We start from the raw sequence: 12,546 nt of genomic DNA on the forward strand, positions 1-12,546 counted from the left end.
ATTCATGATGTGTATATCCAGTTCGAAAGACCTTCCAAGCCCGCTGAAAAAGATGATTTCACCATCACCTTTAACTGGTTATCCTTTGTGCCGGCATTTCCGGGTAAAGGACAGCCGGGTTACGAACAGGCTTACCAGCGTTATTGGAAACTGCTTACAGCGAATGTTCCGGGAATTCCGATACTTTACCCAAACCCTGCTAATCTCTATCGTAAAACCCATGTTTTTGAAAGAGGAAACCGTCTAACACTGGGCGCGGAAGTACAACCTGCAGTGCCCGCCTCTCTGGTAAAAAATATGCAACTGAAGGAAAATGAATTGCCCTCCGATCGGCTTGAACTGGCCAATTGGATGACCAATCCGCGCAACCCACTGGTATCCAGAACCCTTGTTAACAGGCTCTGGGAACAACTTTTTGGTACCGGTTTGGTGGAGACACTGGAGGATATGGGTACGCAGGGAGCAAATCCCACCCACCGGGAACTGCTGGACGAGTTATCCTGGAAACTGGTGCACGACTACAAATGGAGCATAAAAAAAATGCTGAAAGAAATGGTGCTCAGCGCCACCTACCAGCAGGATAGCCGCGTACAGCCCGAACAGCTTGAAAAAGATGCTGCCAATAAATACTATGCCCGCGGACCAAGGGTTCGGTTAACGGCAGAACAAATCAGGGATCAGCACCTCCAGGTTAGCGGTAAACTCAGTAGTAAAATGTATGGCCCCGGCGTAATGCCCTGGCAACCAGATGGCATCTGGTTATCGCCTTACAACGGTGCCTGTTGGGTGAATAGTGAGGGTGAAGATCAATACCGCAGAGCAGTGTATACGTATTGGAAACGCTCTTCTCCCTACCCCAGTATGATGAATTTTGACGGGGCTCAACGGGTGGTTTGCAATGCCCGGAGAATACGTACCAATACTCCGCTGCAGGCACTGGTAACCCTTAATGATTCGGTTTATATTGACTTGGCCAGGCATTTTGCGGAGAGGATGATGGGGGGCAAGGGTGAAGAGATGGAAAGAGGTGGAAAGGGAGACGAGGTGGAAAGAGCTGAAGGGGGAGTTGAGGAGATGGTGAAATGGGGTTGGCGGCAATTGCTCTTTAAAGAAATAAACAAAGAACAGTTGGGAGCAATGACCTCACTGTATTCAAAAGCGCGAAAGGAATTTGAGGCAAACCCCGAACAATTGGCTGAATTTTTAGGCAAACAGGAAATGAATGCTGGAAAAAACAGGGAAAAAATCCCCGCCAATAAAAAATCTCCGGCAACTCTCGCACACAAAGGCGCCATGATTATTGTAGCGAATGCTTTGCTGAATATGGATGAAGTCATCGTAAAAAATTAAGTGCAGGTAAAATTGAACCTATGACAAGAGATGAATTGCATGCAAAACGATTGGCAAAAGAAGCTGAAACAGCTTATTTGCAGGTGCATACCCGGCGACATTTTCTTAAAGAAAGCGCAATGGGCCTGGGTGCCTTGGCCATGGGCACACTTCTAGGCAGTTGCGGTCAGTCCGCAATTGATAAAATGGCCCGGGAGGCGGCAAATAGCGCGAAGGATCCCTTACAGGAATTTGATCCGGCCCGGCCCTTATTGGCAAAAGCACCTCCATTTGCAGCCCGTGCAAAAAGTGTTATCTACCTACACATGGCCGGCGCACCCTCGCAGCTTGAACTGTTCGATTTTAAGCCGGAATTAATGAAAATGGACGGACAGGATTGTCCGCCTAGTTTGCTTGCCGGTAAACAATTTGCTTTTATAACCGGGGTTCCTAAAATGCTGGGGCCACAGGCTAGTTTTCAGCAACGTGGCCAATCTGGCGCCTGGATCAGTGATCACCTACCGCATTTTGCAGGCATGGCCGACGAAGTAAGCTTTCTGAAAGCAGTAACCACCGATCAGTTTAACCATGCACCCGCCCAGTTGCTGCTGCATACAGGATCGGCCCGTCTCGGACGCCCCTCCATGGGATCCTGGGTAACCTATGGACTGGGAACGGAAAATCAGAATCTTCCCGGGTTTGTAGTGCTTACCAGTGGCGGAAGTTTTCCGGATGCAGGTAAAAGTGTTTGGGGAAGTGGCTTTTTGCCATCGGTTTACCAGGGCGTACAATGCAGAAGCGAGGGCGATCCGGTGCTGTTTATAAAAGATCCGCATGGCATGAGCCGGGATCTGAGAAAAGCCAGCATTGATGCCATCAACCAGGCTAACGCAGCTTCTTATGAAGAATATAAAGATCCCGAAACATTAAGCCGGATTTCACAATATGAAATGGCCTACCGGATGCAAATTACCGCGCCGGACGTAATGAATATCAATGACGAGCCCGCATATATTCATGAAATGTATGGTACCAAGCCAGGTAAATCCTGTTTTGCCAATAATGCTTTGCTGGCTAGAAAACTGGTGGAGAAAGGGGTTCGTTATGTGCAGTTGTTCGACTGGGGCTGGGATGCCCATGGCGATCATGCAGGAAACTCGTTAAACCTTGGTATCATTAATAAATACCGCAGCGTAGATAAGGCCATGACGGCTCTTTTACTAGACCTTAAACAACGCGGTTTACTGGATGAAACCCTGGTGGTTTGGGGAGGGGAATTTGGTCGTACACCAATGATGGAAAACAGGAACGGTGTTCAAAATCCATTTAAAGGAAGAGACCATCATACAGATGCATTTACGATCTGGATGGCAGGTGGAGGTATAAAAAAAGGCTTCAGCTACGGAGAAACGGATGAAATTGGTTATAGCCCCATCAGCGGTAAAGTGGAGGCTTTTGATATTCAGGCAACTATTTTACACCAATTAGGATTTAACCACGAAGCGTTTACCTATCCTTTCCAGGGTCGTCCATTCCGGCTTACAGATGTGGGAGGAAGGGTTATCGAGGAAATAATAGCGTAATATTCAACCCTATAATAAGTTCCCTTTTTTCACTATTCACTTTCGCCCTCATGCTTGATTTTTTTGGTCGCTTTCATCCGGTACTGGTACATCTTCCTATAGGTTTTTTGATCCTTGCAATCTTATTCCAATGGCTGGGTAAACGAACCACCTGGTCCTATCTTCGGTTGTCTGTTCCGGTTATATTAATCCTGGGTATGCTCAGCGCCTTATTTGCCTGCATTACCGGATTGGCTTTATCCGGAACAGCAGATTATCCTGAATCGCTCCTGGGATGGCACCAGTGGATGGGCATTGGTACTACCCTGCTTTCACTTGGCATGTTCTGGGCGGTACAGCGTAAGAAGGAAACAGCCACCAACCTGATAACGGCCCTGCTATTGGCTGCTATAACCGTTACAGGGCATATGGGGGGTTCATTGACGCATGGAGAAGATTACCTGTCATTCGGAAGCGGTCAGGTAAAGCCTACCCTGTCTCCGATTGCCGATATTCAGTCTGCACACGTTTACACCGATTTGGTACAGCCAATATTTGAAGCAAGATGTGTTAGTTGCCATGGTGCTTCCAAGCAAAAGGGGAAATTACGGCTCGATGAACCATCTTTTATATTGAAAGGTGGTGAAGACGGACTTGCAGTAAAAGCAAAGGACCTGGAAAACAGTGAATTGATCAAGCGTTTACTGCTTCCTTCCGATGCTAAAAAACATATGCCACCCATTTCGCAGGCCCAGTTAACCGGTACGGAGATTCAGTTTCTGCAGTGGTGGGTACAGGCAGGCGCCGATTTTTCGCAGAAAATAAACGCCCTGCCTCAAACAGAACAGGATAAACAGATGCTTCAGGAACTTCAACTTGCCTCGCAGGGAGCCGGCACTGATTCGGCCAAGGGTACCAGTGTAAAAAAAAGCGGGGGAGCTGGCATCGCGCCGGTGTTTACCCTGGCAGCTTCTATTCCTGAAAAGCCTGTGCAGCCCGCTGATGCTGCCATTGTACATCGTTTGAAAGAGCAGGGTGTGGTGGTATTGCCGGTAAACCGTTCTTCGGCTTATCTATCGGTAAATTTTGTTACCGCCGGAAAAGAAATTCCGGATACTACCATTGCTTTGCTGGAACAGTTGAAACCGCAGTTGATCTGGCTAAAAATGGATGAGGTGCAATTAAGTGCGGCTTCCTATGCCGTCATCGGAAAACTCAGCAATCTTACCCGCTTGCAGTTGAGCAATTCAAATCTTTCCGACGAATGGATTGTAAACCTGCAAAACCTGAAAGCCTTGCATTGGCTTAACCTGGTTGGTTCACAGGTAACAATAGATGGATTGCAAAAGCTGGGTAAGCTCCCCGAACTTCGTCAACTGTTTTTGTATAAAGCCGGTTTTTCCGCTGCCGATTGGACAAGATTGCAACAGGCATTTCCCGCAGTACAAATCGATACCGGTAATTACCGGCTTCCACTATTACCCGGCGATACCTCATTGGTGAAGTGATCTACGCTTATCGGTGGGGCGCAACCCCACCCGAAGCAACCAACCGATGAATTTGCGTTAGTTTTGGAGCATGCAAAGCATGATGGTTAGTTCCTCTATTTTAGCTGCCGGGCCGTTGGGGGAATTTTTAAAAGCTGCTTATGGCTGGGAAGGCACTGTTACATGCCGGCTTTTAAGAGCCGGTATTAATCATACCTATTCCGTAGAAATCAAGGATAACGCAACACAACCGGCATCGCTGAAATTTGTATTCCGGGTATATAGTCTGAACTGGCGGAGCCAATCGGAAATTCTTGCAGAAATCGGTCTTATCCAGGAACTGAAAGAAGGAGGGCTTCCTGTTTCCTATCCCCTTCCCGCCAAAAACGGTTCGTTTATAGTGCCTGTTTGGGCACCGGAGGGGCAGCGATTTGGCTTGCTGTTTTCCTTTGCAGAAGGAAGTAAAGTGCACCGGTATCCCATGGAAGTGCATCGCGAAGCCGGCAGGGTAATGGCGCGTTTTCATGAACTGACCAAGGGTAAAAAAATTGAGCGGGAACACTATGACCTGGCGCGTTTACTGCACCAGCCTTTCCAAACCATTGCGCTTTATTTATCGGCAGAAGCTGAAGAAATGAACTATCTGAAGGAACTGGCCAGTCGCCTGGAGCATGAATTGAGCGAAGCAGCCCCTTTTCTTAGGAATGGGGTGGTGCACCTGGACATCTGGTTTGAGAACTTTGTTATTACCGCTGATCAGCAATTGATTCTTTTCGATTTTGATTTTTGTGGCAATGGCTGGCCAGGGCTTGATCTGGCTTTTTATAGTATGCAGGTCCATAACAGTGAGCGGTACGAGGCAGCGCTTTATGAACCCAATCTGCAAGCCTTCCTCGAGGGCTACCAGTCGGTTTTGGAAATTCCCGCAATAGAACGAAAGCTCCTGCCACAACTTGGGCTGGCCCTGTTTATTTTCTACCTTGGAATACAGTGCCAGCGATTTGAAAACTGGTCCAATACTTTTCTCAGTGAAGATTACCTAAAGCGCTTTATCAACGGACTTATTAGGCGATATGACCTTCTTTACAGCAAGGGGGCGCCTGCGCCCGATCGGGCTCTACCCGGTTGATACAGTAATCAAACCCTGACATACCAGCGGCGTTTATTCATATACCAGGCAATAAGCCATAGCAGAAAGACGAGCGATAAGGAGTAGAGCAGCGCCGCATTTTCGGGCCGGTTGCTGATTGGTTTGCAGACAGCCTCAAAAAACCAGGTAAGCGGATTGGTGAACTGAGGCTCGCCGGTAACAGCAACGCCATTGGGGATGCGGATCAGCCACATCAGTTTGGGAATTACTCCACTCAGTACATAAATGAACAGGGGGTTTTTCCCAAAGGCGTCAAAAAAGTTCGGTACTAAGCCCTTCCAGCCCCTGAACTCGATCAGCTGTATTAGGGTAGCCAAAACCAGGGTAGCTAATCCAACCGTATATAAAACATAGGAGCTGGTCCAGATTTTTTTGTTAATTGGAAAACTAAGTCCCCATGCCATGCCTGCCAGCCAAAGCACTACACCGGCTACAAAAAGGTTGGCCACCATATCGGCATTTTTCCCTTTCTGACGGATATAATCACCTACCAGAAAACCGAGGATAACCTGTGCAATGGAGGGAATAGTGCTGGCAATTCCTTCGGGATCAAAAGCAACCCCTTCGCCTTTATACATGTGCTGCTCGCCCAGAATTGCGCGGTCAAGCCCGGTTCCCCAGAAGCCTTCGAGGCTATACGGATCGGCAGCATCCCCTGCCATAACTGTAAGCACCCAATAGCCCAGGAGCAATAACGCTGCAATCAAAAAAGAAACCCTGGCCTTAAACAGATAAATGATCAGTGCGCCGAACAGGTACGCAAGTGCAATCCGCTGCAATACCCCAAAAATGCGCAAAGTTTCAAAAGACTTACCGACTAGTTCATTGTTTTCCCATTTCACAAAGGGAAACCAGTTCAGCAGGAGCCCAATCAAAAAGATCAGAAGTCCGCGTTTTACGATTTTCCAGATGGCTGCTGACCGATCCATTGCTTCCAGCTTTGGCTGCACAAAGGCGAGGGCATTTCCTACAGCAAAAAGGAAAAAGGGGAATACCAGGTCAGTAGGGGTACACCCATGCCATTTTGCATGATGCAGGGGGGCATAGGAGGCGCCTGGCTGATTATTAACCAGGATCATAAAAGCGACTGTTGCTCCCCGAAAAACATCCAAAGAAAAAAAGCGCTGACCGGAATTGCCAGCTGGTTGGGCGATAGTTGTCAATGCAGTCAATTTAAATCGGAAATTAGCATATTTGTTAAAATCCACCACATGGAAAAAACATCTGCAGACATTTCCAATAAGGCCGGCAGCGGAACTGGTTCTGCCGGCAATCTGCCTGCGTCAATGATTCACCCCACTGCAATCATTGATGCCGGTGCTGAAATTGGTGCTGGTACCCGGATCTGGCATTTTTGCCATTTGATGGCGGGAGCCCGGGTGGCTGAAAACTGTATTTTAGGCCAAAATGTATTCGTCGACAACAACGTATCGGTTGGAAGGGGGTGCAAAATTCAGAACAACGTCTCGCTTTATAATGGAGTTCAGTTGCAGGAAGAGGTTTTTATCGGCCCATCGGTAGTTTTTACCAATGTTATTAACCCGCGTGCATTTATTGAACGTAAACATGAATTTCGGCCAACCCTGGTAGAGCGGGGCGCAAGTATTGGCGCGAATGCTACCATTTTGTGTGGCATTAGAATTGGTGCTTTTTCCATAATTGGTGCTGGAGCGGTGGTAACCAAGGATGTGCTGCCCTTTGCCAAGGTGCTCGGGAACCCGGCAAAACAAACCGGATGGGTTGATAAAGAAGGGAATAGCGCTCCTCAGCCCCCCGACCAATAGTAGTTTTCCCCTATATTTGTTAATAATTGGTGAAGTACCCATCACCAGTACTAGACCCTTTAAAATACAACCTGTGAATAAATTGCTGACCTTTCTTAGGGTCATTTTGGTAGGAGGCAATCGTATTGAAGCAAAGGAGGGCGCTATGCGTATTTCCCTTGCTTTTTTTGTTTTTTACAGGTGAAGGGACCCTGGTAATTGCAGGCAGCCGGTAAGCGGCAGGTGTTAACCGGGCCCGGGCTGATGGCAGGGTATAAAAATTCGGTCAGATGGGACTGAGGAGGCGAAGCTATGCCTATATTGCACCAAATGAAATCAGGGATGGTATGAGCAAAAAGATTAGCTGGTATGCAGTGTATACCAAGCCAAGATGGGAAAAAAAAGTACATGATCTGCTGGCTCAAAAGGGCTTTCAGTCTTATTGCCCTTTAAATAAAGTGCGAAAAAAATGGAGCGATCGCTATAAAACTGTAGAAGAACCTCTTTTTAAAAGTTATGTTTTTGTAAGGATTGCAGACGAAGAGAAGGCAAATGTGCGTTTTGTCGACGGCGTTGTGAATTTTGTCTACTGGCTGGGTAAACCAGCCGAGGTTCGGGAGGATGAAATAGATAAAATCAAACGGTTCCTGAATGAGTACCAGGATGTTCAGGTGGAACAAATGCCCGACCCGCGCCCGGGCGATAAAGTAGTGATCACCTCCGGTGTATTCATGGAACAACAGGGTGTGGTAGTATCTACTGATAAGAAAAGAGTGGAAGTGCTTATTGAAAGCCTGGGATGCAGGCTGGTAGCTTTTATGGATAAGGAAAAAGTGGCGGTGAAATAATTCTGGAACTCCCGGTTAGAAGAGTTGTTAATTTTTGATATATAATGAATTCTACATGCTGAAAAAGCTTTATTGGAGTGCAGCTACGGTTGCTGTGCTTTTTTTATTGGTTGCCTGCGGCGCATCGAAAAAAAATCATGAAAATCGTTTGTTGGTGCAGGGAATTGATTCGGCTGGTGAATTCGCTATTAAGCTTCCCGAACCGCTTATTAAAAAAGGCGACCTGCTGACAATTATGATTTATAGCGATAATAAGGAAGCTACTGAAGTATTCAATCAGCCACAAACAGGGGGCAGTGCGGGTGTTGCCAACGCAACCGGTACCCAGTTAAACACGCTGGGTAGAGGTTACCTGGTTGATCAGCAAGGTTTGATACAGCTTCATACCCTCGGTTCAATTAAGGCAGAAGGAGAAACCCGATTGGCACTGGCGGAACAATTGAAAACGAAACTTCTCCCTTACCTTAAGAACCCTTTTGTTATTATACGTTTTGCGAATCAACGGGTTACCGTATTAGGAGAAGTTACAAGGCCAGGCGTTATTGAACTGCCAGATAATAGAGTGTCTATTTTTGATGCTATAGGGTTTGCGGGTGATTTTACAGCATTTGGGCGTAGGGACAATGTATTGCTGGTCCGGGAAAAAGATGGAAAAAGAACTGCCCACCGGATCGATTTACGGAATTCGAGTGTTTATACTTCTGATTTTTATTACCTGCAGTCTAATGACATGGTTTATATTGAGCCTTCTCGCCGAAAACCTACCGGAAACGAACAGGTATTACTTCGCAATGTAACCATCGGCAGCAGCATTGTTTCCGTATTGGTATTAATAATATCTCTTATCAGGCGTTAATACAGTATATGGAATTGAATACGGATCAGTTTTATAATAATAAGTCCGAGGCCTCCCCGTTGGAGCTGGTTCAACGGAATTTAAAATACCTGCCATGGCTGATTCTATCTGTGTGTATCAGCCTGTTGGGTGCATTCCTTTACCTGCGCTATACACCAGATGTGTTTTCTGCCAATGGGCAAATGATCATAAAAAGTGAAAACCCGATAAACTCCGGTGATGATAAATTTAACCGGCTTTTCCTGGTAGACGCTGGCCCGAATCTGACCAATGAAATGGCTATTCTGAAATCAACGTCTTTTGTACAGCGGGTGGTGGAAAAACTGCATCTTAATGTTGTATATGAAGGAATTGGAAAAGTAAGGTCAGCTCTTTTGTACAAAGACAACCCGTTGCAGCTAGACCTTATTGGAAAAAAAGATTCGATTCCTTATATTCTTAATATTACAATTCTTGACAGCGCCAGTTTTAAACTCAATAATGGAGAAGTAATAAAGTTTGGAGAAACCTTTACCTACGGCCCGCAGGGTGTATTCAGGCTTTCTCTTGTAAATAAAGTACTTTCTAGTTTTGAAACGATGGAGTACAAGGTGAGTGTATATCCGCTTGATCTGGCAACCGAAATGATTGTGCCTGACCTGAACGTAAAACTTGTTACGGATATGGGCAATATCATTGGTGTTTCGTTTAAGTCAATGGATAAACAACTTGCCGCGGATGTTGTAAATGCGGTGATGAATGAATATCGCCGTCTTACTGTCGAAGATAAAAGTAGCATTGCCAAAGGAACAATAGATTTTATTGAAGAGCGCCTCGATTCTTTAAAGTCAGAACTTTCCGGAGTGGAAGGAGCCATACAGCGCTATCAGGAAAGAAACGAATCTTTGTCTCCTTCCGAACAATCAACTTTATACGCCAATAGTATGAAGGAGTTGGATAGCAGAATATCGGAAGTGCAGGGGAAAAAGCAAATTCTTTTATGGTTGTACCAGTATATTTCCAAGGAAGAAAATTCGGCAAATACTGTACCAGTTAACCTTGGTGTAGATGAGCCAACGCTGGGGCCTTTGATAACTGCTTACAATGATCTTCAATTAAAACGAACCACTTTACTTAAATCAACTACGGAGTTAAATCACCTGGTAGTTGATCTGACAGCAAGTATTGAAAAACTTCGGAAAGACATTCTTGAAGCATTAAAAAGTGTAGAGAGTTCTTATAATATTACTGCAAACCAATTAAGCCGGGAATATAATCAGTCTCGCAATAAAGCATTGGGTATTCCTGGCCAGGCAAGAGAGTTGTTAAATATAGAAAGGCAGCAAAAAATTAAGGAAGAGCTCTACTTGTTCCTTTTATCCAAAAAAGAAGAAGTTGCAATCGGATCGGCGGCAGTTTTACCGAATGCAAGTATTCTGGAAAGAGCCACCATCCGAGCTGAACTGATTTCACCACTTCCTAACTCAGTAATAATTAAATTTCTTCTTGCTGGTTTGGCATTGCCAATTTTTATTATAGCAATTATTAATCTGCTGAACGATAAAATTAAATTCCGCAGCGATATTGAACGTGCTGTTGATGTTCCGATCAGTGGAGAGGTATCCAGGTCGGAAGATCCCAATCCGCTGCTTGTTACGCTTCAGAACAGAACCTTTATTACTGAGCAGTTCAGGACGATCAGGACCAATATGACCTATCTGCTTGCGAATGTAGAAACACCTGTTATATTGATTACTTCTTCTATGAGTGGTGAAGGCAAGTCGTTTATCAGTACGAATGTGGCTGCCGCATTTGCGTTGGCGGGTAAGAGAACGCTTATTCTTGAATTTGATATTCGGAAGCCGAAAATTGCTTCCAATCTTGGCCTTTCTACGAGGATGGGATTAACTTCTTTCCTGATCACAAATGAAAAAGCAGAGGAGCTGATTCATCGGGTTAAGGAAATGGAGAATCTTTATGTATTCCCCTGTGGTGCAATTCCGCCTAATCCGGCGGAGTTAATGTTGCTTCCCAGAATGAACGAGTTGTTTCAGTGGGCACGTCAGAATTTCGACGTTATAATTATTGATTCAGCACCCGTTGGTGTTGTTAGTGATAGTATTACTCTTGGTAAATTTGCGGATGCAACCGTATTTATCCTTCGCCAGGGATATACGGTTAAAAAATCTTTGGAATTCATTAGTAAGCTCAAAGAAGAGAAAAAACTGCCTAATCTGTCCGTTATACTGAATGATGTTAAAGAATCAGCCGGTTATGGATATGGGTATGGATATGGTTACGGGCATAAGAGAAACCTGGAAGTTTATTTTAATCAGGATGGAAACAATAAACCGGGATTCTGGAAAAAAAATACCAAACGTACCTGATATGGCATTGATAAACCTGGCAATTGTATCTCCCAATCAGCAACAATACTCCGAAACCTTTATAGAATTTCATAAGTCTAAATTGCCAGCAAAAATCCTGTTTTTATATGGCGGTTATTTGCCGGTTGCTTCGGAAGACAAAAAGCTTCATTATTCTTTAAACCGGTTAAACCGTTTGAAAAAAAGGCTATGGCGATTTATTTTGCCTAATTCACTGGACCCACAGGAAAAAGCCGTTTATACTTATCTGGTATCTAATAATGTGCAGGCAGTACTGGCTGAATATGGTATGACCGGAGCTGCCCTGCAAAAGGTATGCAAAGCCGCCAAGCTACCTTTACTGGTTCATTTTCATGGGTACGATGCCACTAACCGGTTAGTGGTGAATCCTCTACGCAGTTCCTATTTATCCATGTTTTCTTACGCAAGTGCAGTTTTTGTAGTTTCAAAGCACATGAAAAAAGTAGTAGCTGACTTGGGTTGTCCGGATGAAAAAATGGTTTTGAATACCTATGGCCCTTCCGATATATATTTTAAGGTGGAACCGGATTATTCGCGTCGGGCATTCCTGGCCATTGGCAGGTTTGTTGAAAAAAAAGCGCCGGATAATACCATTAAAGCTTTTTACCAGGTGGTGCAAAAATATCCTGGCACAAAATTGCATATGGTGGGAGCAGGTCCATTACTCGATACCTGTGTGGAACTTGCTGCCAGCCTGGGCATTTCGGAGGCAATTCAATTTCATGGGGTGCAGTCCCCTGATAAAATTGCTGCCTTAATGCAGGAGGTAACTGCTTTTGTACAACATTCCGTTACGGCATCTGATGGCGACTCAGAAGGAACACCTGTAGCGGTACTGGAGTCTGCAGCTGCGGCATTACCGGTTGTAGCAACTCTTCATGCAGGAATTCCGGATGTGATCCTGGATGGAAAAACCGGTTATCTATGTGCTGAACACGATATTGATGCAATGGCTGGCAATATGATGAAAATTCTGGAAAATCCGACAGTTGCCAAAAATATGGGCGAATTGTCCAGGCAAAGAATACGTGAACATTTTACCCTCGAAAAACATATTTCACGTATTTATTCTTCTATTGAAGAAGCTGTTAAGAATTCAAAACCTATCTATTAGTGGGCATCAGAAATACGGTATTTACCAGTGCAAAATGGACGGGCCTAGCC

General features: G+C 45.3%; 10 protein-coding genes. 9 read left to right on the forward strand and 1 reads right to left on the reverse strand.

Translation table 11 applies throughout. From position 1 onward, the window contains the following. From A1D16_RS19370 to A1D16_RS19385, 4 genes are all read left to right on the forward strand, one after another. On the forward strand, nucleotides 1-1,350 hold a 1,350-nt coding region (locus tag A1D16_RS19370; protein ID WP_290712596.1), incomplete at its 5' end, for a DUF1553 domain-containing protein. A 20-nt stretch (nucleotides 1,351-1,370) separates the two neighbouring features. After that, a complete protein-coding gene (locus A1D16_RS19375; RefSeq protein WP_290712598.1) occupies nucleotides 1,371-2,912 on the forward strand; it encodes a DUF1501 domain-containing protein in 1,542 nt (513 codons plus the stop codon). 50 nt (nucleotides 2,913-2,962) lie between these two features. Continuing rightward, complete coding sequence (locus A1D16_RS19380) at nucleotides 2,963-4,399, forward strand: c-type cytochrome domain-containing protein (protein WP_290712600.1); 1,437 nt, start codon at nucleotides 2,963-2,965, stop codon at nucleotides 4,397-4,399. A 70-nt stretch (nucleotides 4,400-4,469) separates the two neighbouring features. Continuing rightward, nucleotides 4,470-5,507, forward strand: a complete 1,038-nt coding sequence (locus A1D16_RS19385; RefSeq protein ID WP_290712602.1) for a phosphotransferase — start codon at nucleotides 4,470-4,472, stop codon at nucleotides 5,505-5,507. 8 nt (nucleotides 5,508-5,515) lie between these two features. On the opposite strand, the gene A1D16_RS19390 is transcribed toward A1D16_RS19385, so the two are convergent. Beyond that, a complete protein-coding gene (locus A1D16_RS19390) occupies nucleotides 5,516-6,691 on the reverse strand; it encodes a heparan-alpha-glucosaminide N-acetyltransferase domain-containing protein (RefSeq protein ID WP_290712604.1) in 1,176 nt (391 codons plus the stop codon). 48 nt (nucleotides 6,692-6,739) lie between these two features. Here A1D16_RS19390 and A1D16_RS19395 point away from each other — a divergent pair, with 48 nt between their 5' ends. The 5 genes from A1D16_RS19395 to A1D16_RS19415 all read left to right on the forward strand — a co-directional run bounded on the left by A1D16_RS19395 (nucleotide 6,740) and on the right by A1D16_RS19415 (nucleotide 12,496). Then, nucleotides 6,740-7,312, forward strand: a complete 573-nt coding sequence (locus A1D16_RS19395; protein ID WP_290712606.1) for an acyltransferase — start codon at nucleotides 6,740-6,742, stop codon at nucleotides 7,310-7,312. A gap of 326 nt (nucleotides 7,313-7,638) precedes the next feature. Then, nucleotides 7,639-8,139, forward strand: coding sequence for a UpxY family transcription antiterminator (locus A1D16_RS19400; protein WP_290712608.1), 501 nt, complete (start codon nucleotides 7,639-7,641; stop codon nucleotides 8,137-8,139). A 55-nt stretch (nucleotides 8,140-8,194) separates the two neighbouring features. Further along, a complete protein-coding gene (locus A1D16_RS19405) occupies nucleotides 8,195-8,995 on the forward strand; it encodes a polysaccharide biosynthesis/export family protein (RefSeq protein ID WP_290712610.1) in 801 nt (266 codons plus the stop codon). 8 nt (nucleotides 8,996-9,003) lie between these two features. Then, nucleotides 9,004-11,361: a polysaccharide biosynthesis tyrosine autokinase gene (locus tag A1D16_RS19410; RefSeq protein WP_290712612.1), complete on the forward strand. Its 2,358-nt coding sequence runs from the start codon at nucleotides 9,004-9,006 to the stop codon at nucleotides 11,359-11,361. A 1-nt stretch (nucleotide 11,362) separates the two neighbouring features. Further along, nucleotides 11,363-12,496 carry a glycosyltransferase gene (locus A1D16_RS19415; RefSeq protein WP_290712613.1) on the forward strand — a complete coding sequence of 378 codons (1,134 nt, stop codon included), beginning with the start codon at nucleotides 11,363-11,365 and terminating at the stop codon, nucleotides 12,494-12,496. Nucleotides 12,497-12,546 lie beyond the last annotated feature (50 nt).

It is taken from the genome of Flavihumibacter sp. CACIAM 22H1 (assembly GCF_001601815.1).
In the GTDB taxonomy this organism is placed as follows: Bacteria; Bacteroidota; Bacteroidia; order Chitinophagales; family Chitinophagaceae; genus Flavihumibacter.